The 21189-nt window shown below is 76.6% G+C and carries 14 protein-coding genes; 8 read left to right on the top strand and 6 right to left on the bottom strand.

Translation table 11 applies throughout. From position 1 onward, the window contains the following. The first annotated feature begins 248 nt into the window (after window positions 1–248). From ACIRS1_RS15380 to ACIRS1_RS15345, 8 genes are all read left to right on the top strand, one after another. Window positions 249–425: a hypothetical protein gene (locus ACIRS1_RS15380; protein ID WP_402839652.1), complete on the top strand. Its 177-nt coding sequence runs from the start codon at window positions 249–251 to the stop codon at window positions 423–425. A 287-nt stretch (window positions 426–712) separates the two neighbouring features. After that, window positions 713–2701, top strand: a complete 1989-nt coding sequence (locus ACIRS1_RS15375; RefSeq protein WP_402839650.1) for an FAD/NAD(P)-binding protein — start codon at window positions 713–715, stop codon at window positions 2699–2701. After that, window positions 2698–4167 carry an adenylosuccinate lyase family protein gene (locus ACIRS1_RS15370; RefSeq protein WP_402839648.1) on the top strand — a complete coding sequence of 490 codons (1470 nt, stop codon included), beginning with the start codon at window positions 2698–2700 and terminating at the stop codon, window positions 4165–4167. The genes ACIRS1_RS15375 and ACIRS1_RS15370 overlap by 4 nt, the downstream gene beginning before the upstream one ends. A 641-nt stretch (window positions 4168–4808) precedes the next feature. After that, window positions 4809–6071 (top strand): phenylacetate--CoA ligase family protein, encoded by a 1263-nt coding sequence (locus ACIRS1_RS15365; RefSeq protein WP_402839645.1) that lies wholly within the window; start codon window positions 4809–4811, stop codon window positions 6069–6071. Further along, entirely contained in the window at window positions 6068–7438 is a 1371-nt protein-coding gene (locus ACIRS1_RS15360; RefSeq protein ID WP_402839642.1) for an MFS transporter, read from the top strand. Before ACIRS1_RS15365 ends, ACIRS1_RS15360 begins: the two co-directional genes overlap by 4 nt. Continuing rightward, window positions 7435–8586, top strand: a complete 1152-nt coding sequence (locus tag ACIRS1_RS15355) for a GNAT family N-acetyltransferase (RefSeq protein WP_402839639.1) — start codon at window positions 7435–7437, stop codon at window positions 8584–8586. Before ACIRS1_RS15360 ends, ACIRS1_RS15355 begins: the two co-directional genes overlap by 4 nt. 11 nt (window positions 8587–8597) lie before the next feature. Further along, window positions 8598–9764: an acyl-protein synthase gene (locus ACIRS1_RS15350; protein WP_402839636.1), complete on the top strand. Its 1167-nt coding sequence runs from the start codon at window positions 8598–8600 to the stop codon at window positions 9762–9764. Then, window positions 9761–12379, top strand: coding sequence for an acyl-CoA reductase (locus tag ACIRS1_RS15345; protein WP_402839634.1), 2619 nt, complete (start codon window positions 9761–9763; stop codon window positions 12377–12379). The genes ACIRS1_RS15350 and ACIRS1_RS15345 overlap by 4 nt, the downstream gene beginning before the upstream one ends. A gap of 85 nt (window positions 12380–12464) precedes the next feature. Here ACIRS1_RS15345 and ACIRS1_RS15340 read toward each other — a convergent pair whose 3' ends face one another. The 6 genes from ACIRS1_RS15340 to ACIRS1_RS15315 all read right to left on the bottom strand — a co-directional run bounded on the left by ACIRS1_RS15340 (window position 12465) and on the right by ACIRS1_RS15315 (window position 21186). Beyond that, window positions 12465–13220, bottom strand: a complete 756-nt coding sequence (locus tag ACIRS1_RS15340; protein WP_402839631.1) for a class I SAM-dependent methyltransferase — start codon at window positions 13218–13220, stop codon at window positions 12465–12467. Between the two features lie 3 nt (window positions 13221–13223). Beyond that, a complete protein-coding gene (locus tag ACIRS1_RS15335; RefSeq protein ID WP_402839628.1) occupies window positions 13224–13991 on the bottom strand; it encodes an SDR family oxidoreductase in 768 nt (255 codons plus the stop codon). Beyond that, window positions 13988–14887, bottom strand: a complete 900-nt coding sequence (locus tag ACIRS1_RS15330; protein ID WP_402839625.1) for a TauD/TfdA family dioxygenase — start codon at window positions 14885–14887, stop codon at window positions 13988–13990. The genes ACIRS1_RS15335 and ACIRS1_RS15330 overlap by 4 nt, the downstream gene beginning before the upstream one ends. An 18-nt stretch (window positions 14888–14905) precedes the next feature. Further along, window positions 14906–16177, bottom strand: coding sequence for an aspartate aminotransferase family protein (locus ACIRS1_RS15325; RefSeq protein WP_402839624.1), 1272 nt, complete (start codon window positions 16175–16177; stop codon window positions 14906–14908). A gap of 105 nt (window positions 16178–16282) precedes the next feature. Next, the gene (locus ACIRS1_RS15320; RefSeq protein ID WP_402839622.1) at window positions 16283–20602 is read right to left on the bottom strand and encodes an amino acid adenylation domain-containing protein; all 4320 of its coding nucleotides are present in this window, start codon (window positions 20600–20602) and stop codon (window positions 16283–16285) included. Further along, entirely contained in the window at window positions 20599–21186 is a 588-nt protein-coding gene (locus ACIRS1_RS15315; RefSeq protein WP_402839619.1) for a DUF6309 family protein, read from the bottom strand. The genes ACIRS1_RS15320 and ACIRS1_RS15315 overlap by 4 nt, the downstream gene beginning before the upstream one ends. Window positions 21187–21189 lie beyond the last annotated feature (3 nt).

Below are 21189 nucleotides of genomic sequence, written 5' to 3'. Positions count from 1 at the left end.
GGGGGGCCCGCGGGCGGCGCCCCGCGCGCCCCGGGGGCGCCCGGCGCCCCCCGCGGGGGGGGGGGCGCCCGCGGGGGGGGGGCGGGGGGGGGGGGGGGTTTGGGCGCCCGGCCGCCGCCCCCCCCCCACGGCGCCGGTCCGGCCCAGGTGGGCGGGCGGCCGGACAGGGAGGCGTGCAGCAGCCGGGTCCGCGGGACACCCGTGTTGATCCGTGCACGACCGACCCCCGGCCGGTTGAATCGACCCCGGTGTCGCACCCGGACGACTCCCGCTACCACGTGGTGGTCCCCGGCGGCCCGGTCGGCGGGGTGGAGCTGACCCTCGACCTCAGCGTCCTGGACATCGCCCCGCAGCGGATCGCCCTGCGACCGCTGGACGCCCACGACCAGCAGCAGGTGTGGGACTTCCTGATCCACCTCCCCTGAGTCAGCCCGCGGCCCCGGAGCCGCGGGACGAGGACACCGAGGCCACGGCCCCACCGCGCACGCGGTGGGGCCGTGGCCGTTCCACGCCCCGAGCCCGGGCACCGTCACCGCCGCCGCGGCGAACCGGGCGGCGCTCCAGCCCGATCCGAGCCCGGGTCGACCGCCACGGCCGACGGTTGCGGATGGAAGGAGGCGCTGCGGGGACGGCGGACGCTCCGTTCCGCCCGGCCGCCCGGGCCGACCGCACCGGGACCCCCCTTGCCCATCTGCTGAACGGAGTTGGCGTAGTGAGCAGCGGACGTTTGGAACTGTGCCTGGTCGGCGCCGGTCCGCGCGGCCTGTCCGTCCTCGAACGGATCTGTGCGCAGGAGCGGAGGCGCCCCCGCTGGGGGCGGATCACGGTGCACGTCGTGGACCCGGACCCGGCGGGCTCCGGCCGGGTCTGGCGGCCCACGCAGTCCCGGCAGCTGCTGATGAACACCGTCGCCTCGCAGGTCACCGTCTACACCGACGCGAGCCTCAGCATCGAGGGGCCGCTGGAGGAGGGCCCGAGCCTGTACCAGTGGGCGAAGGCGCTCGGCCCGAGCGCGCTCACCCCCGGTTCCGGGGCGGTCTACGACGACGAGACCCTCGCCGAGGCCCGCGACCTCGGCCCGGACACCTACCCGACCCGCGCCCTCTACGGCCACTACCTGACCTGGGTGTTCCGGCAGGTCACCGCGACCGCGCCGGTGCACGTCTCGGTCCGGGTGCACGCCGAACGGGCCGTCGCCCTGGAGGACGCCGACCCCGGGTACGACGGGGCCAGCCAGACCCTGGTGCTGGCGGACGGCACCCGGCTGGCCGGGCTCTCGGCGGTGGTGCTGGCCCAGGGGCACGTCCCCGCGGTCCTCTCCGCCGCCGAGCGCGAGCTGGCCGGATTCGCCGAGCGCCACGGCCTGACCTACGTCCCGCCGGCCAACCCGGCCGACGTGGACCTCTCCTCCGTCGCCCCGGGCGAGGCCGTCCTGATCCGCGGTCTCGGCCTCAACTTCTTCGACTACATGGCGCTGTTCTCGCACGCCCGCGGCGGGGTCTTCGAGCGCGTCGACGGCCGGCTGGTCTACCGCCCGTCCGGCCGCGAGCCGCACCTGTACGCGGGCTCGCGCCGCGGCGTGCCGTACCACGCGCGCGGCCGCAACGAGAAGGGCGCCCACGGCCGCCACCTCCCCCGCCTGCTGACGGCCGAGCACATCGCGCGGCTGCGCGCGGGCGGCCGGCGGATCCGGTTCGGCACCGAGCTGTGGCCGCTGGTCGCCAAGGAGGTGCAGACCGTCTACTACCGGGCGCTGCTCGCCGCCCGCGGCACCCCGGCGCTCGCCGCCGAGTTCGCCGACCGCTACCTGGCGGCCGAGCCCGGCGAGGCCGAGGACGGGCTGCTCGCCGAATACCGGATAGCCGCCGGGGAGCGCTGGGACTGGGAGCGGATCTCCCGCCCCTGGGGCGAGCGCGTCTTCGCGGACACCGCCGACTTCCGCGCCTGGCTGCGGAACCACCTCGACGAGGACGTCCGCCTCGCCCTGCAGGGCAACGTCAGCGGCCCGTTCACCGCGGCCCTGGACGTGCTGCGGGACCTGCGCAACGAGCTGCGCCTCGCCGTCGACCACGCCGGGCTGGACGCCGACTCCCACCGCGACGAGCTCGACCGGTGGTACACCCCGCTCAACGCCTTCCTGTCGATCGGCCCGCCCGCCGCCCGGATCGAGGAGATGGCCGCGCTGATCGACGCGGGCGTCCTGGAGCTGACCGGCCCCGGGATCCGCGTCGGCACCGACGCCGACGACCCCCGGGGCCCCGCCTTCACCGCCACCGGCGACCTCGCCGACCTGGCGGTCCGCGCCACCGTGCTGATCGAGGGCCGGCTGCCCGGGATCGACCTGCGCCGCACCGAGGACCCGCTGATGCTCCACCTGCTGCGCACCGGCCGGTGCCGCCCGTACCGCATCCCCGCGAGCGTCGGCGAGGACTACGAGACCGGCGGCCTCGCGGTCTCCGGGCGGCCCTACCGGGTGCTGGACGCCCAGGGCGTGCCGCACCCGCGGCGCTTCGCCTACGGCGTGCCCACCGAGTCCGTGCACTGGGTCACCGCCGCGGGGATCCGCCCCGGCGTCGGCTCGGTCACCCTGGAGGACTCCGACGCGATCGCCGCCGCCCTGCTGGCCCTGCCCGAGCTCCCGGCCCCGCTGTCGGACGGGGAGTTCCGGGCGGCCGACGAGAAGGCGCGGGCCGGGGCATGACGGACCACCGCACCGACGCCCACCTCGACACCGGCCTGCTCTCCCCGGTCCGGGTCGGGTCCCCCGTCGAGGCCGCGGTCGGCGACACCGCCTGGCTGCAGGCGATGCTCGACGCCGAGGCCGCGCTGGTCCGCGCCCAGGCCCGCTGCGGCACCGTGCCCGCCGCGGCGGCCGCGGCGATCACCCGGGCGGCGCGGGCCGAGCACCTGGACGTGCGCGCCCTCGCCCTGGCCGCGCGCGAGACCGCCAACCCGGTGGTCGGCCTGGTCGGGGCACTGACCGCCCGGGTCGCCGCCGAGTCGCCCGGGGCTGCCGAGTACGTCCACCGCGGCTCGACCAGCCAGGACGTCTTCGACACCGGCGCGATGCTGGTCGCGGCCCGGGCCCTGGCCCTGATCACGGCCGACCTGCGGGCCGTCGCCGAGGCCTTCGGCGATCTGGCGGCCGGGCACCGGGACACCACGATGGCCGGCCGGACGCTCGCCCTGCACGCCGTGCCCACCACCTTCGGTCTGAAGGCGGCCGGCTGGCGGCAGCTGGCCCTGGAGGCGGCCGAGCGCCTGGACCGGGTCGCCGGGGGCGGGCTCCCGGTCGCCCTCGGCGGCGCGGCCGGCACCCTGGCGGGCTACCTCCAGTACGCCGGCGAGGGGGCCGACCCGGCCGCCGTCCTCGACGGCCTGGTCACCGCCTTCGCCGAGGAGACCGGTCTGGCCGTGCCGGTGCTGCCCTGGCACGCGCTGCGCACGCCGATCGCCGACCTGGGCGCGGCGCTCGCCCACACCGCCGGCGCCCTGGGCAAGATCGCGGCGGACGTGCTGGTGCTGGCCCGCACCGAGGTCGGCGAGGCCGCCGAGCCCACCGCCGCCGGCCGGGGCGTGTCCTCGGCGATGCCGCACAAGCGCAATCCGGTGCTCGCGACGATGATCCGCTCGGCCGCGCTGCAGGTCCCCGCGCTGGCGTCGGTCCTGGTCCAGTGCCTGGCGACCGAGGACGAGCGCTCGGCGGGCGTCTGGCACGCCGAGTGGCAGCCGCTGCGCGAGTGCCTCCGGCTGGTCGGCGGGGCCGCGCACACCGCCGCCGAACTGGCCCGGGGCCTCACCGTCGACCCGGAGCGGATGCGGACCAACCTCGGGGTCACGGGGGGCCGGATCGTCTCCGAGCGGGTCTCGGCCGTGCTGGCCCCCCTGCTCGGGAAGGCCGCGGCCAAGGACCTGCTGACCCTGGCCTCGCTCCGGGCCGCCGAGAGCGCCCGCCCGCTGACCGAGGTGCTGGCCGGGCTCCCGCAACTGGCGGGCGTGCTGACGCCCGCCGAGCTGGCGGGCCTGCTCGACCCGGCCGGCTACACCGGAGTCGCCGGGGCCCTGGTGGACCGCGCGCTGTCCGACCGGGACCGGCACCCGCTGCGCGCGGACGACACCGCGGCCGTCCGGCACGAGCGGGCCCCGGACGGCCCCGACCGGCCGTAGGGCGCGCCCGGCGCGGTCACCGCCGGGCGGCCGGCAGCCCGCCCCGGGGCGCCGTGCCGCCCGGTGCGCCGTCGCCGCCGGCCACCGGCCGCCCATTGCCCGCCGCCCGCCGAACGGCGGAGGCGGACACCCCCTGAACGGCGGGTGGCAATTCCGGCATCCGCGCCGCAATCAGGCGGCGCCACATGAAATGTCGTTAATTCAACTACAGAAATGGGGAATCCGCGCCCGCCTGCGGATTCCCCGCCGAGCCGACGCAGCCGTGAGATCCAGCTCACCCTTTCGCCGAGCTTTCGCGACCCTTTCGCCGGAAACCCCCTGCTGACGGGAGCTCAGGTCGTATCCGCACCGTTCTGATGCAGGATCATGCTGCAATCCAAGGAACATTCGGATGCTAGCCTTGGTTTCTGCGAGCGAGAGGCCCCAACACTCCCGATTTCGCATCAGCTGACGGACCGTCCACGCGCCCACCGGACCACCGGTACGCACGCCCGGCCCGTTTCCCGCCCCCCGTGGCCCGCCCGGTCCCGGCGGAATCGAATTCCGCCGACCGCGGGCCCGACCATCGCCTCCGACCCATCGGGCGCAGCCGTGCACCACTCGGCCTCGCCCGGCCCTCGCATGCCTAAAAGCAGGAACTGATGCCCGTTCAACCCCTGGCGGAGCTCATACGCTTCGCACGCCGCAATTCGCCCTTCTACGCCGACCTGTACGCCGGCCTGCCCGACCGCACCACGGCCCTCACCGACCTCCCGGTCGTCCCGCAGGCCGAGTACTGGCAGGCCAACACGCCCCGCCACAACCGGCTGCTGACCGGGCCGCTGGAAGAAGCCGTCGTCTTCAAGAGCGGCGGTACCACCGGCTCGCCGAAGTTCTCCTTCTACAGCCGGGAGGAGTGGCGGGAGTTCACCACCTCCTTCGGCGCCGGACTGGTCGACGCCGGACTGCGCCCGGGCCACCGGGTCGCCGACCTCTTCTACGCGGGCGACCTCTACGCCAGCTACACCTTCATCCTCGACTCGCTGCACCGCTCGCCCGTCTCCAACGTCCGGCTGCCGATCGGCGGGGCCGCACCGCTGGAGTCCACCGCGCAGACCCTGGAGCAGTTCGAGGTCGAGGTCGTGGCCGGCACCCCGACCACGCTCTGCGCGCTCGCCGACCACCTGCTGGCCTCCGGCCGCGCGCTCCCCCGCGTGGAGCTGCTGCTGTTCGGCGGCGAAGGCCTCTACCAGGACCAACTGCCCCTTCTGCGCGCCGTGTTCCCCAACGCGAGGGTCTCCTCGATCGGCTACGCCGCCGTCGACGCCGGGCTGCTCGGCCGGCCCGTGCCGGGCCCGGACACCCGGGTGCACCGGGTCTTCGCCCCGGAGACGGTGGTGGAGATCCTCGACGACCACACCGGCGAACCGATCACCGCCGCCGGGGTGCCCGGCCGGGTCGTGGTGACCGACCTGCGGCGACGGCTGATGCCCGTACTGCGCTACCCCGTCGGGGACCGCGCGGAGTGGACCGACGCCGCCGCCGGACGGTTCCGCATCCTCGGCCGCGCCCAGGAGGGCGTCCGGGTGGGCCCGGTCTCGCTGTACACCCAGGACGTGCTCGACCTCGTCCGCTCGGCCGACCCGGCCGAGCGGGTGAACGGCGTCCAGCTGGTGGTACGCCGCTGGGAGGCCCGCGACGGGCTGCTGCTGCGCCTGGCCCACGACGGGAACCCCGACGGGCTCGCCGAGCTGGCCGACGCCGTGACCTCCGGGCTCCACGCGGCACGCCCGCTGTACCCGGAAGCCGTCGCCGCCGGTCACGTGCACCCGCTCTCCGTCCAGTGGGTGCGCCGGGCCGAGCTCGCCGTCAACGCCCGGACCGGCAAGCTGATCCGCGTCCTCGACGAACGGCCGAACGCGTGACCGCCACCGGGGCGGCCGGCGCACCCGCCCGGCGCACCCCGCTCGTCCTGCGCAACCGGCGGTTCGGCGCCGTCTGGACCGCCCAGGTGCTCACCCAGGCCGCCGGCCGGATGTTCCAGGTCGGCGCGGTGTGGTGGCTGATCGCCCACGCCGCCGGCTCCGACCGCGGCCTCGCCTCCGGCGCCTTCCTCGCCGTCAGCACCCTGCCCGCGGTCGTCCTGGCGCCGCTGGTGGCCGGGCTCATCGCCCGCCGCCCGCACCGCGCCGTCCTGGGCGTCTCGGCCGCCGTCGCCGGTCTGGTCGCCCTCGGCACGGCCGCCTGGACCTCCGCCACGACGCCGCCGGCGCTCGTCACCTACGGCGCCGCACTGGTCCTGGCCGGCTGCCAGGCGGTCTTCGACCCCTGCCTCACCACCGCCGTCCCCGAACTCGTCGAGGACGCCGACATCGAGGCCGCGACCGGTTTCGAGCTCGCCACCCAGTCGCTGGCCGGGCTCGCCGGGGGTCTGCTGGGCCCGCTGGTGGTCGACGCCACCGGCCTGGCGGGCGTCGTCGCCGGGTGCGCGGGCGCCTACCTGCTGGCGGCCGCCGTGATCGGCGTGACCCGGTTCCCGGCCGCCCCCGCAGCGGCGGCCACCGCCGACGCACCGACCACCGACGCACCGACCGCCGACGCGGCGCCCGCCGCCGGGCGGCCGCTGCGCCGGATCCTGGCCGAACTGCCGTTCATCCGGCGCGTGCTGCTCTGCTTCACCGCGGCGAACGTCTTCACCACCGCGGTGTTCGTGGTGATGCCGCTGTACACCCGCACGGTGCTGCACGCCGACGGGTCGACCGTCGCCGCCCTGGAGGCGGCGCTCGGCGCCGGCACGCTGGTGGGCTCGTTCACCGGAGGCCGCCTCCCGGGCGCGCCGACCGCGGTCGGCGCCGGGTGCCTGGCCCTGATGGCCGCCGCCCTCGGGCTGCCCGGTCTGGTCGGCGACCGGGCCGGCCAGGCCACGGCCGTGGGGTCGATGGCGCTCGCCGGCTGGTGCGTGGGCGTGATCGGCGTGCGGTTCGTGGCGCTGTTCCAGCGGATGGTCCCGGCCGAGGACCGGCCCGGCTTCTTCGCCGTGATGCAGGCGCTGCTGGGGGCGACCTTCCCGGTGTCGTCCCTGGTCTTCGGCCTGCTCGGCGACCACCTCCCGGCGCGGACGCTGTGCCTGGTCCAGGCCGTCGGCGTGCTGCCCGTCGCGGCCGCGCTGTGGTGGACCGGCCGCCGGCACACACCGGCCACGGACACCGACGCAGACGCCGGCGCCGCCACAACCACGGTCACGGCCGCTGCCACCGCGGTGTCCGCGGAGCCGATCGGAGGCGGGCGATGACCGTGACGATGACCATCGCGCCCGCCGCCCCGCAGGACGTCGCACAGCTGCGCCAGCTCTACTTCGACGTCTACGGCCACGGCTACCCGGTCGCGCTCGGCAGCGATCCGGAGGAGATGCGCCGCCGGATCGACGACCCGCACACCCACTGGCTGACCGCCCGGCACGACGGCGCCGACCAGTTGGCCGGTTCGGTGGCGGTGCAGACCGACCCCGGCGGCCGGATCGGCAAGCTGGTGGGCCTGGCGGTCCACCCCGAACAGCGGGGCGGCGGACTGGCCGGCCGCCTGACCGCGGCGGTCTGCGCCGACGCCTTCGCCGCCGGCACCGTGGACTCGGTCTACGCGACCGTCCGGGTGGTCACCCCCGGTCCGCAGCAGGTCTTCGCCCGCAACGGGTTCCAGGCCCTCGGGTTGCTGCCGAACGCCGTCGAGGTGGCCGGGTGCGAGAGCCTCGCACTGTTCGCCCGCCACGCCGACGGCGTCCTGACCCGGCGCCAGGGCGTCGACCAGGTGCCCGGAGCGCTGCTCCCCCTCCTGGAGGCGGCCCGGCGCAGCACCGGCGTCGGGTACGGCCGGCCGCGCGCCGCCGAGGGGCTCGCCCGGCCCGTCGCGCGGAGCGCACCGGTGACCGCGCCGATGGAGCTCATCAACGCACCTGGCTTCGTCCGCCGCCGGTTCCTGGAGCACTTCCCCGACCCGGGCGAGCGGTTCTTCCCGCTGCACCTCCCGAACACCGTGCTCACCCCGCCGGACGGCGCGTTCGAGGCGTACGCCGATCTGGACCGGTCCGCGGCGAGCTGCTCGCTGGTCGCGGTGCACCCGTCCCCGGCGGCCGTCGCCGGAGCGCTCGAACCGCTGATGGCGGCCGTCACCCGCGCCGGCGCCGACTACGTCGAGACCCTGCTGCCGCTGGCCGACACGGCCGGGCTCGACGCCTTCCTGGCGGCCGGGTTCGTCCCCAGCGCCGTCTACCCGGCGATGCGCCGGATCGGCGACCGGTTCCACGACTACGTGGTGCTGTCCCGCACCAGCCGTCAGATCGACTTCAGGACCACGGCCGTCAGCGAGCCGCTCCAGCCCTACCTGCTGGCCTACCTGACCGCCTGGACCTCGACCTACCTACCCCTTTCCGAGGTTGCCCCGTGACCGTCCGTCCCGTGAACCCCCATCTCGCGCCGGTCGGCGTCCCCGACCCCGCCGCTCTCCCGCACGTCCAGCAGCTGTGCGACCTGGCCTCCCCCTACGCGGCCGGGCCGGAGCCGGACGCCCTGTTCGCCGCCGCGATGGCCGAGGCCAACGCGTGGCACGCACAGCGCTCCCCCTTCCTCCGCGCGCTGCTGGACGGCCCCGCCGAGACCCCGGCGCCGAGCGTCGGCACCGGCGTCCGCACGCCCCTGGTGCACGCCAACTTCTTCAAGCGGCACGAGGTCCTCTCCATCCCCCGGGAGGAGGTGCACCTCCACCTCACCTCCTCCGGCACCACGGGCCAGAAGTCCCAGATGTTCTTCGACACCTGGACGATCCGCTCCGCGCAGCGCATGGTGGCCCGGATCTTCGACCACTACGGCTGGATCACCCCCGACCAGCCCGTCAACTACCTGCTGTACAGCTACGAGCCGGCGCCGCAGCTGAAGCTCGGCACCTCGTTCACCGACAACTACCTGTGCGACTTCGCCCCGGCCAACCACACCACGCACGCGCTGCGGCACACCGGGAGCGGCCACGAGTTCGACGTCCACGGCTGCATCGAGGCGCTGCGGCGGTACGCCGGGGACGGCCTGCCGGTGCGGATCCTGGGCTTCCCCGCGTTCCTGCACTTCACCCTGGAGCGGATGCGCGCCCTCGGCCTGCCGCCGGTCCAGCTGCCGGCCGGCTCGCTGGTGCTGCTCGGCGGCGGGTGGAAGGGGCACACCGACCGGCAGATCGGCAAGGAGGAGTTCTACGCGGACGTCACCGCGCAGCTGGGCATCCCCCCGGAGCGGATCCGCGACACCTTCGGCTCGGTCGAGCACTGCGTGCCGTACGTCGAGTGCGGCCACCACCGCCTGCACGTCCCGGTCTGGTCGCGGGCCGCCGTGCGCGACACCCGCACCCTGGAGCCGCTGCCGTACGGGGAGCGCGGCTTCCTCCACCTGGTCTCCCCCTACATCACCTCGGTGCCGGCGCAGAGCGTCGTCATGGGGGACCTCGCCTCGCTGCACGCCCCGCAGGAATGCCCCTGCCCGCTGCCCACTCCGTGGTTCACCGTCCACGGCCGCGCCGGGGTCAGCCGGAACCGCAACTGCGCGGCGGCGGCCGCTGAACTCCTGAAGGGAATGTCGTGACCACCGAACCCGTGACCACCGAAACCGCGGCCACCGAAACCGCGACCATCGACCCCGCAGCGACCGGGCCCGCGGCCACCGGACCGGTGACGCCCGCCGGGACGCACTTCTGGCAGGGCTCGTTCATCGACGACGACGAGGCCGCCCGGCGGCTGGCCGACCTGCCCGGGCTCGCCGCCCGCGTCCTGGCCGACCCCCTGCCCACCGAACTGGTGCTGGACGCCTGCCAGCGCCTCGCCGACGCCCTCGGCACCGCCGGCGGCCCGGTCCGCACCCGCCTGCTCGACGAGCTCACCCGCGGAGGCGTCGCCCCGGACGAGGCGGCGCAGACCCTCGCCGAGATCGCCGACGCGCTCACCCGGGCGGCCCTGGAACGCAAGCTCCGCCGCGAGCTCGGCGGGCTGCGCCCCGAACGGCTCACCCGGCCCGACGCGCGGGAGACCACCTTCGAGGCGTGGGCGCCGGTCGGGCTCCTGGTCCACATCGCCCCCGGCAACGGCGCCGCGGTGGCCCCGCTGAGCGTCGTCGAGGGCCTGCTCACCGGCAACCTCAACGTGCTGAAGACCAGCAGCGCCGACACCCTGCTCGCCCAGCACCTCCTCGCCGAGCTGGCCGCCGCCGATCCGACCGGTGCCCTGGCCCGCCGGATCGTCGCGCTGCGCTTCCCCTCCACCCGCACCGGGTGGCTCCGGCTGCTGTGCGAGCCCGCCGACGCGGTGGCGGTCTGGGGCGGCGAGGACGCCGTCCGCTCGGTCTCGGAACTGGTCCCGCCCGGCTGCCGCCTGGTCGAGTGGGGGCACCGGATCTCCTTCGCGTACCTGACCCGGGACGCCTGGTCGGACGGGACGACGCTGGACGCGCTCGCCGCCGACGTCTGCCGCCTGGAGCAGCAGGCCTGCTCCAGCCCCCAGGTGGTCTACCTCGACACCGAGGACGACGGCGAGGTCTTCGCCTTCGCCGACCGCTTTGCGGCCCACCTCGCCGCGGCCTCGGACCCGATCCCCCGCCCCGAGCTCGAACCGGCCGAGCACGCCGAGATCACCACCACCGAACTGCTCGCCCGGCTGGAGGAGCACCTCGGCCTCACCCGGGTCGTCGCCGCGCCGGACGGCTCCTGGCGCGTCCTCGCCGACACCCGCTCGGCGCTGGCCGCCTCGCCGCTCCACCGCAGCGTCTGGGTCAAGCCGCTTCCCCGTACCCGCGCCATGGCCGTGCTGCGCCCGATGCGCCGGTACCTGCAGACCGCCGCGATCGCGGGCAGCCGCGCCGACGTCGCCCGGCTCTCCCGGGCCGTGCTCGCCGCCGGCGTGCTGCGGGTCACCCCGGTCGGCGGGATGCTCGACGGCTACCACGGCGAGCCCCACGACGGCGTGTACGCGCTCCAGCGCTACAGCCGCCGGGTCAGCGTCCGGGCGGACGCCGCCTTCACCACCACCGCCTGCCTGGACGACCTGGCGGCCCCCGCCGCCGTCCCCGCCGCGCCGAACGGCCCGCTGCTGGACAAGGCCGGGGTGCAGGAGCAGCTGGGCACGCTCGCGCCGGAGCACGCCCACCTCCACTTCCGCAGCGGTGGCACCAGCGGCGCCCCGGCGCTGTCGGTGTTCACCAACGCCGACTACGACACCCAGATGCGGGCCGCCGCGGACGGCCTGCTCGCGGCCGGGTTCGACCCGGCCCGCGACCGCGCCGCCAACCTGTTCTACTGCGGCGGCATGTACGGCAGCTTCATCAGCTTCTTCTCGATCCTGGAGCGCCTCAACGCCACCCAGTTCCCGATCGCCGCCGGCCCCGACCACGCCGCCACCGCGGAGGCGCTGGTGACGTACCGGGCGGACACGGTGTTCGGCATGCCCTCCTACCTCTGGCAGCTGTTCCACGCCGAGGCCACCGTGCTGCGCGCGTACGGCGGGATCCGCAAGGTGTTCTACGGCGGCGAGCACTTCACCGCGGAGCAGCGCCGGGTGCTCACCGAGGAGTTCGGCGTCGAGCTGATCCGGTCGGCGTCGTACGGCAGCACCGACCTGGGGCCGCTCGGCTACCAGTGCGGCCACGCCGAGGGCTCGGTCCACCACGTCCTGACCGACCTGCACACCCTGGAGGTCCTGGCCCCCGGGGCCGACCGCCCGGTGGCGGCCGGGCAGCCGGGCCGGCTGGTCTTCACCAGCCGCACCCGGGCCGGGCAGCGCCTGGAGCGGTACCAGATCGGCGACCTCGGCCGCACGGTCGAGGGCGTCTGCCCGTGCGGGAGCCACACCCCCCGGATCGAACTCCTCGGCCGGTACGGCGACGTCGTCCGGGTCGGCACCTACTTCCTCAACGTCCGGCGCCTCGTCGCGGTGGCGGAGGAGGAACTCGGCTACCGGGGCGAGCTGCAGCTGCTCCTGGACGCCGGTGCCGACTGCGAGCGGGCCGTCGTCCGGCTCGACGAGCGGTACGCCCCGGACCGGGCGACCGCCCGCGCCGCCTTCCTGGCCGCCGTCCCCGAGCTCGGCTCGGCCGTGGCCGAGGGGCTGCTGGAGTGCACGGTCGAGACGACCGGCGCCGCCGGCTTCGAGCGGACGCCCACCAGCGGCAAGCTGCGCACGGTGGTCGACCGGCGGCCGCTCCCGGCCTGACGCCCCGGCGCGGGGACCGGCCGCTCCGGTCCCCGCGCCGGGGGGACGCAGCCCCGGCCCCTGAGCGGCCGCGGGCCGCGCCCGCTCAGGGGCCGGGGCCCGGCGCGGCCTCCCGGTGGCGCCAGCGGACCGGGTCGACGGGCGCGGAGGGCCTGGCCGCTCGGACCGGGGGCCGGTACCCGCCGCAGGAGAGGACCAGCCGCTCGTCGGCCCCGGGCTGGAACTCGTAGGCCGTCCGTTCCAGGCGGCTCGGGATCCCGGCGTCGGCGAGCTGCGAGCGCAGCCGCTCCAGCGGGCCGTAGCGGCGGCCGGTGTCGTACACCACGACCGGGAAGAGCCGGACCTCGCGGCGGGCGACCCGGGCCAGCTCCAGCAGGGACGCCAGGTGGAACGCCTCGTCCAGCCGGTTGCCGTACGAGAAGAGCAGGTGCGAGCTGAGCACGAGGTCGAAGGAGTCGTCGGCGAAGGGCAGGTCGGGCAGCGATGCGGCGACGTAGCGCTCCGGGCGGGCGGCGATGTCGGCCCGGAAGACGCGGGCGTTGCCGATCCACTGCTCGGTCAGGCGGTCGGGGTGGCCGTACCAGCTCCAGACGAACGCCGCCGCCTCCCGCAGCAGCGCCGGGTGCTTGTGACGGGTCTCCCGCTCGACGAGGGCGCCGAGTTCGGCCCGGTGACGGGCGTACTCGCGGTCGACGGCCACCGCGTCGACGCCGCGCCCGCCGGCCTCGGCGACGAAGCTCCCGGCGCCGCCCGGGCAGTCCAGGACGCTCCCGCCGAGGTCCCGGGCGGTGAGCCCGAACATCGCCCGGTACTCGGCGAAGGAGCGTGCGCTGACCAGCACGGTTCAGCCCCTTCCGACGTACGGCATGGTGGTGGGCAGGACGGTCAGGGACTGGACGTTGGTGTCCAGGGGCATCGAGGCCATCAGCAGCACCGCCTCGGTGAACCGCTCCACCGGGATGGTCGGCTCCACCGCCGTCCGCCCGTCGGCCTGCAGGGCGGCCGGCTGGGGTCCGCCGTCGAACGGGGCGACGTTGCCGACGTCGATCTGGCCGACGGCGATGTCGTGGGCCCGGCCGTCCAGCGACAGCACCCGGGTGAGGCCCAGGAGGGCGTGCTTGGCGGCCGTGTAGGCGGCCGAGTGGGGGCGGGGCACGTGCGCGGAGGGCGCGCCGTTGTTGATGATCCGCCCGCCCTGCGGGGTCTGGGTGCTCATCACCCGGAAGGCCTCGCGGGCGCAGAGGAAGCCGCCGGTGACGATGGTGTCCAGCACCCGGTTCCAGTCGGCGAGCGGGGTCTCGGTGACGGGCCGGCGCGGAGCCGCGGCGCCGGCGTTGTTGAACAGCAGGTCGAGCCGGCCGAACCGCTCGCGGACGGCGTCGAACAGGGCGGCGACCTCCTGCGGGTTGCGGACGTCGGTCGGGAAGGCCAGCACCCGGCCCGGGTCGACCGGCGCGAGGGCTGCGGTCTCCTCGAGCGCGTCCTTACGCCGGCCGGCCACCGCCACCGACCAGCCGGCGCCGAGCAGGGCCAGCGCGGCGGCCCGGCCGAGCCCGCTGCCGCCGCCGGTGACGATGGCGATCCGGCCGTCCGGTGTCCGTGCGGCGGTCATGACGCCTCCGTGTTCATCCAGATCCGCAGCATCCGCCGGGCGTTCGGTCCCGGCTCGTCCACGTAGGGTGAACGGCCGTGCAGCACGCGGCTGTTGCGGATGATCAGCAGGTCGCCCGCGGCCATCGGCAGGCCGAAGGCGATCTCCGGGCGGTAGAGCACCTCGTCCAGCACGCCGAGCGCCTCCCACTGACGGTCCGTCAGCGGTGGTCCGCCGCGGTCCGGCGAGGAGCGGACGGTGCGGGTCTGGTAGTAGCAGCCGACGGTGCCGTCCTTCTGTGCGAAGAGGATCGGGGAGACCACGACCTGGGGGCCGGCCCGCCCGGTCCGGTCGAAGGTCCAGTCCTCGGCGAGGGTGGCGAGGGCGTCCGGCCGCTCCCGCGCGATCAGGTCGTGGACGTGCCGCGCGCTCGCCAGCTTGGTCGCCCCCCCGCCGTGGAAGGCGGGTCGGAGGCAGAACAGGACGAGCAGGTCGCAGGTGTCGCAGTGGAAGCCGAGCTCGGTGTTCCCGTCGCCGTCCTGGTCGCGCAGCACCTGGGTGAGGTCGCCGCGGCCGTTCTGCGGGACGATCTCGCCGAAGTCGCTCAGCAGGAAGGACAGTGCGGCCGTGACCTCCGCCTCCGGCTCCTCCGGGTCCAACAGCCCGCGGACGTGGGCGAGGCCGACGGAGCGGGTGGCGGCGTCGACGAAGGCGCGCAGCCGGGCCCGGACGGGCTCCGCCGGGCCCCAGCGGCGGGCCCGCGCGTCGGCCCGGAGCAACCGCCGTTCCCGGTCGTCCGGCGCGAGCGACCAGAGCACCCGCCGGGCGTCCAACTCGGCACTCCCCCAACCGATCTCGGCCACCCGGCCGGCCCCGGCCACCGTGCCGCCGTCCGGCGTCGTGTCGTCGTGGTCCATCTGCACACCGTCCCTCCGCTACCGGGCGTCCGCCACCGCGACCGCCTTGGACCACAGCGCCAGCGCCTCGTCGATCTGATCGGCCGTGACCACCAGCGCCGGCACCATCCGCACCACGTTGAGGTGGACGCCGCAGGTCAGCAGCAGCAGGCCGAGGTCGGCCGCCGCCTGCTGGGCGCGACGTGCGGTGTCCGGGTCCGGCGAGCCGTCCGGGTGGCAGAACTCGCTGCCGGCCATCAGCCCCAGCCCCCGGACGTCGGCGACGGCCGGGGCTCCGGCGGCGACCGCCCGCAGGCCGTCGAGCAGACGCGGGCCGAGCTCGGCGGCGTTGTCGACGAGGCGCTCGTCCCGGATGACGTCCAGCGTGGCGAGCGCGGCGGCGCAGGCCACCGGGTTCCCGCCGTACGTGCCGCCCTGCGAGCCCGGCCGGGCCCGGCGCATCAGCGCGGTCGACGCGGCGACCGCCGACAGCGGGAAGCCGCTGGCCAGTCCCTTGGCGGTGATCAGGACGTCCGGCACCACGCCCTCGTGGTGCCGGTGGGCCCAGAACCGGCCGGTGCGGCCGAAGCCGGTCTGGATCTCGTCCACCACGAGCAGGATGCCGTGCCGGTCGGCGCGCTCGCGCAGCCCCGCCAGGAACCCGGCCGGCGCGGGCACGTAGCCGCCCTCCCCCAGCACCGGCTCGACGAACATCGCCGCCGTCTCGTCGGGGTCGGAGACGGTGGCGAGCACCTGGTCCAGCCCGCGCAGGGCGTGGGCCACCGCCTCCTCCTCGCCCAGGCCGAGGTCCAGCCGGAGGCGGAAGGCGTTCGGGAAGGGCGCCACCGCGACACCGGGCATCACCGGGCCGATGCCCGCGCGGAAGCGGGTGCCGGCCGTGCTGAGCGCCGCCGCGCCCATCGTCCGGCCGTGGAAGGAGCCCTCGAAGACGATCACGTTCTGCCGCCCGGTGGCGTGCCGGGCGAGCCGCAGCGCGGCCTCCACCGCCTCGGTGCCGGCCGTGGCGTAGAACAGCGCGTCCAGACCGGGCGGCAGCACCTCGCCCAGCCGGCCGGTGAGGGCGAGCAGGGGGTCGTGCAGCACGGTGGTGTACTGGCCGTGGATCAGCCGGCCGGCCTGCTCGCGGACCGCCTCGACCACCCTCGGGTGGCAGTGGCCGGTGCTGGTCACCCCCACGCCGGAGGTGAAGTCGAGGTAGCGGCGGCCGTCCGCGTCGAAGAGGTGGAGGCCCTCGCCGCGGGTCGCGACGACGGGGGTGGCTTGCTTGAGCACCGGGGAGAGCTGGGACACGCGGTCCGCCTTCCGTGGTCGGGGGGTGGGTCTCGGTCGGTCGCGGATGGTCCGCGGGGTGCGTCCGTCGGGTGCGTGCGCGGGGCTGTCGTTGGCGCCGGGCGGTCAGTGGCGCGCGGGGGCGGGCGGCAGGTAGCCGGCGCCGGCCGCCCAGGTGAGCGCGGCCGACCACCACTGCGGGGTCGGCGCCGCGAACCGGACTCCCAACCGCGCCAGCACCGAGGTGGTGTACGCGCTGTCCACCAGGACGTTGCGCTCCTCCTGCAGCGCCCACGCGGCGGCCAGTCCGGCGGCCGTCGGGTGGTCGCGCTCGGCGCGGGCGATCGCCGCCGCGAAGGTCGCGTCGTCGGCGAGCCGGACGGCGTGGCCGTGGGCGGCGAGCCAGCGGACGAGGTCGTCGTGCGGCGTCTCGTGCGGCGTCTCCACGTGGTAGGCGCCGGGCGGCGCGAACGGGTCCAGCGCGATCGCGGCGATCCCGGCAGCCACGGTGTCCACGTACGAGAACCCGAAGGCGGTGTGCGGCCGGCGCGGGGCGACCCCGGCCAGCAGGTAGCCGCGGACGAGCTGGTAGATTCGGTTGTCGCCGACGTTGGCCTGGAAGGCGCCGGTGCCGCTGTGCGCCGCGATGTGCCCGCTGCGGTACAGGTAGGCGGACCGGCCGCCGGCCGCCCAGGCCCGGACGGTCTGCTCCGCGGCGAACTTGCTCCGCTCGTAGGGGGTGCGGAAGTGCTGGCCGATCCGCAGGTCCGCCTCGCTGAACCGGCGCGGCGGGCCGTCCACGCCGCCCGCGACGGCCAGCGTGGAGACGTGGTGCAGCCGGGCCGTCGGGGCGTACTCGTCGACCCAGTCGAGCAGCCGGCGCACCGCCGTGTGGTTGGTCCGCTCCAGCTCGTCGGGCGAGGCGACCAGCCGGACGTCGGCGGCCGCGTGCACCACGACCTGCGCCCGCCGCGCCCGCGCCAGCCCGGCCGGGGACAGGCCCAGCCCCTCCCCGTCGATGTCCCCGGCGACGGCCCGGACTGCGTCCGGCAGGCCGCCCAGCCGGCGCGCGGCGTCGGCGTCGTCGGCGGCCCGCACCAGGCAGGTGACCTGGGCGCCGCGGTGGTGCAGGGCGTCCACCAGGTGCCGCCCCAGGTAGCCGGTGGCGCCGGTGAGCAGCACCCGGGCGGGCTCGCGGACCACCAGCGGGCCGGGCGCCGCGGGCCGGGCGGGCGGGGCCACCGGGGCGCCCGCGTGGAGCGGTTGGCCGGAGGTCGACAGCGGGCACCGCACCGGCGGTGCGGGCCGCACCCCGGCCTCGGCGGCCACGGCGGCGGCGAACCCCGCGACGATCCGCTCCGCCTCCGGGTGCGGCAGCGCGGGCCACCCGTACACCAGGTCGGCGACCAGCCGGCGCTCCACCACCCGTGCGGTGAGCCGCAGTTCGTAGAGCGGGTCACCACCGGTGCAGCGCGCCACCCCGGCCTGCTCGTCGGCGACGATCCAGTCCAGCGCCGGCTCGTCGGGCAGCCGGAAGGTACCGAGGAAGTTGAACCCGGCGGCCGGGCGGTCGCCGGGCGCGTCCATGGGCCGCACGGGTGCCCGGCGCAGCCGCTCGGCCACCGCTGCCGGGCCCGCCGACGGGTCCACCTCCAGCCGTTTGACGGCGGTGAACCAGCCCACGGTGTCCAGGAACTCGCCCTGTCCCCCGGCGGTGTCCCGGCCGTGCGTCTCCACCTCGACGGCGAGCCGCGACCGTGCACCGCGGCCCGGGACGGCCGCGGCGAAGGCGGTCAGCAGGAGGGCTTCCAGTCCGGCACCCCCGCCGTGCCGGGCGACCAGCCGGGCGGTGCCCGCCTCGTCGAGCGCCCAGCCGACGGCCGCCGGTCGCGCGCGGACCGGGGCGGCCGGGGACGGGGGCCGGGCGGACGGGCGCCGGACGGGCGGGGCGCCGGAAGGCGGGTCGTCCGCCGGGGCGGGCACGGCGGCGGCCCACCGGTAGAAGTCCGGGGCCGGCGGCAGGGCGGTCGGCTCACCGTCGAGCGCCGCCCGGTAGGCGTGGGCGAGGTCGTCCAGCAGGATCCGCCAGGAGAGGCCGTCCACCACCAGGTGGTGCGCGATCAGGGCGAGCCGGTCGTCGGTGCCGGGCGGGCCGGTGAACAGGTGGGCGCGCAGCAGCCGGCCGGCCGCGGGGTCGATGCCGCGGTGGAGTTCGGTGCAGACCCCGGCGATGGCTCCCGCGAGGGTCCCGGCGAGGGGGTCGGCGGTAGGCCCGTCGACCGGGCCCGCCGGGCCCGGGAGCCGGCAGAAGGTGAGCGGGTCGAGGTCGGCCACCGGCCGGGGCTCGCCGTAGCCCTGCGGGCCGACCGGCCGGCGCAGCGCCGGGTGCCGTTCCAGGACCGCCCCGAGGGCCGCCGACAGCGCGCGCGGGTCGACGGCCTTCCGGCAGCGCAGCAGGACGGACTGGTTCCAGTGCCGCAGGTCGTCGACGGCGCTCTGGCGGTACAACCACCGCTGGGCCGGGGCGAGTCGGGCCCCCCGGTCGCCGGGCGGCGCGGCGCCCGCGTCCGGTGGCGTGACCGGGGTCGGTGGCGTGCCCGGGGTCGGTGGTGCGGCCGCGGCGACCGCCGCCAGGCCGTGCGCCGTCGGGTGCCGGTAGAAGTCCTCGTAGTGCACCCGCAGGCCCCGGCGGCGCAGCAGGGCGACGGTGCGCATGGCGAGGATGGAGTCCCCGCCGAGGCCCCGCACGTCGCTGTGCGGCCCGACCGCGGGCAGGCCCAGCGCGCCCGCCCAGAAGGCGGCGATCGAGCGGGCCAAGCCGTCGTCCTCTCCCGGGGTGGTCCCCGACTCGGCGCGCCGGCCGACCAGTTCGCCCACCAGCTCGGCCAGGCGGGCCCGGTCGAGCTTGCCGTTCGGCCCGAGCGGGAACGCGGGCAGCACCAGGATCGGCCGGGGCACCGAGTAGCCGGGCAGCCGGTCGCGCAGGTGGGCTTCCAGCCCCTCCGGGCCGGGGCCGCGCCCCGACAGGCTCACCGCGCCGACGAGTTGGTTCCCGAGCACGGTCTCCCGGACCAGCGCGGCCGACCGGGCCACCCCGGGGAACCCGTCCATGGCCCGTTCGACCTCGGCGAGGTCGACCCGGTAGCCGCGGACCTTCACCTGGCGGTCCACCCGGCCGACGAAGACCAGGCTGCCGTCCGGGCGGCGCCGGCACAGGTCGCCGGTGCGGTAGCGGAGCTCGCCGGCGTGCCAGACGAAGCTGCGCGCCGTCTCGGCGGGCCGGCCGAAGTACCCGGCGCTGACGCCGCGTCCGCCGATCAGCAGCTCCCCCACCCCGCCGTCGGCCACCGGCCGGCCGTCGCCGTCCAGCAGGATGAGCAGCACCTCGCCGATCGCGGTGCCGATCGGGACGGTCGGCTCGTCGGCGGGCAGCTGGCGGGCCTCGGTGGCGAGGAGGCAGGTGGCGCCGACGGTCGTCTCGGTCGGCCCGTAGTGGTTGGCCAGCCGCGCGGTGGCGCCGGTGTCGAGCAGGGCGGCGGCCAGCGGGCGCGGCAGCGCCTCCCCGCCGAGCAGCACGGTGTGCAGCGGCGGGGCGTCGGCCGGGCGGCCCTCCAGCAGCGCGGTCAGGTGCGAGGGCGTGGTCTTCAGCACGGTCACCCCGGCGCGGCGCAGGGACGCCCAACAGGCCTCGGGGTCGCGCACCTCGGCGTCCGGTACGACGTGCACCGAGCCGCCGACGGCCAGCGCGAGCAGCCAGGCGGTGTGGCCCAGGTCGGCGGCGAGGGTGGTGACGTGCGCGGTGCACGGGGCGTCGGCCTCGGTGTAGCCGAGCCGCCCGGCCAGGGCCTGCGCGTAGTGGACGGCGTTGCCGTGGGTGACGGCCACGGCCTTGGGCTCGCCGCTCGACCCGGAGGTGAAGGAGAGGTACGCCAGGTCGTCGCCCTGCCCGGCGGGTCCGGAGGCGGCGGGGCCGTGGCCGGGGCCCGCGGCGGCTTCGGCGGCGGCCGCCCGTGCGCCGGGCGGCCCTTCCGCGTCCAGCACCTCCACCGGCCGCTCCGCCCCGCAGCGGGCGTCCGGCTCGGTGCCGAGCACCCGGGTGACCCGGACGGCCGCCAGCCGTCGGGCGAGGTCGGCCGCCGACCACTGCGGGTCGACGGGCACCGCGGCCGCGCCCGAGCGCAGCACGCCGTACAGCAGCACCAGCATCCGGGCGTCCCGGGGCCCGAGCAGGGCGATCCGGTCCCCCGGCCCGGTGCCGGAGGCGGTCAGCCGGGCGGCGATCCGGCCCGCCGCCGCGTCGAGGGTGCGGTAGTCGAGGGCGCGGACGCCGTCGGTGAGGGCGGTCCGCGCCGGGTGGACCCGGGCGTGGTGCGACAGGAGCTCGGACAGCGACCGGGCGGCCCGCGGGGGCCGCGCCGGCCGGACGTGCTGCGTCGCGGAGGTCACGCCGACTCGTCCCCCGTCCGCGCGGGCCGGGCCGCCCGAGGTGTCCGGGCCTCCGGCGCCACGAGCAGGGGGTCCCCCGCGAGGTACCCGTCCAGCCGGGCCCGGCCGGGCAGTCGCCCGGCCAGCTCCCAGGCCAGCATGCGGTGCAGGCCGTCGATGTGGATCAGTCCCTCCCGGACCAGCAGGTCCGTGTAGTCGGTGTGGTCGACCGGGCCGGTGCTGAGGTAGACCGGAGTGAACGGGGACCACCGGAGCAGCCGCAGCTTGGCCGCGCAGACCGGGTTCGCCCCGGACCAGTCGGCCCCGCCGGCGCGGATCCGCTCGGCCGCCTCGCCCACCGTCAGGCCGGAGCGGGGGACGAGTTCGCGCTCGCCGCCCTCGCTCAGGTGCCAGGGCAGGACGACGCCGAGGACGTCCGCCCGCGAGAGCCGGACGCGCCACCAGCCGCCGGGGATCCGGTCGGCGCGTTCGAGGTTCTCCTCGCCGGCCGGGTTGCTGTTGGCCTCGTGGGCGCGCTCCACCGGGTGGTCCCGCAGGTAGGCGTCGTGGACCTCGGGGTAGGCGACGGCGGTGACGATCTCCACGCG

It is taken from the genome of Kitasatospora sp. NPDC101176 (assembly GCF_044768035.1).
Taxonomy (GTDB): Bacteria; Actinomycetota; Actinomycetes; order Streptomycetales; family Streptomycetaceae; genus Kitasatospora.
The sequence above is the reverse complement of the archived record's forward strand: the minus strand, read 5'-3'. Positions and strand labels throughout refer to the sequence as shown.

Excerpts from the sequence above, each read along its gene's own strand:
- ACIRS1_RS15370 (WP_402839648.1), top strand. The coding sequence starts at position 2,698 with ATGACGGACCACCGCACCGACGCCCACCTCGACACCGGCCTGCTCTCC.
- ACIRS1_RS15365 (WP_402839645.1), top strand. The coding sequence starts at position 4,809 with ATGCCCGTTCAACCCCTGGCGGAGCTCATACGCTTCGCACGCCGCAAT.
- ACIRS1_RS15355 (WP_402839639.1), top strand. The coding sequence starts at position 7,435 with ATGACCGTGACGATGACCATCGCGCCCGCCGCCCCGCAGGACGTCGCA.
- ACIRS1_RS15335 (WP_402839628.1), bottom strand. The coding sequence starts at position 13,991 with ATGACCGCCGCACGGACACCGGACGGCCGGATCGCCATCGTCACCGGC.
- ACIRS1_RS15330 (WP_402839625.1), bottom strand. The coding sequence starts at position 14,887 with ATGGACCACGACGACACGACGCCGGACGGCGGCACGGTGGCCGGGGCC.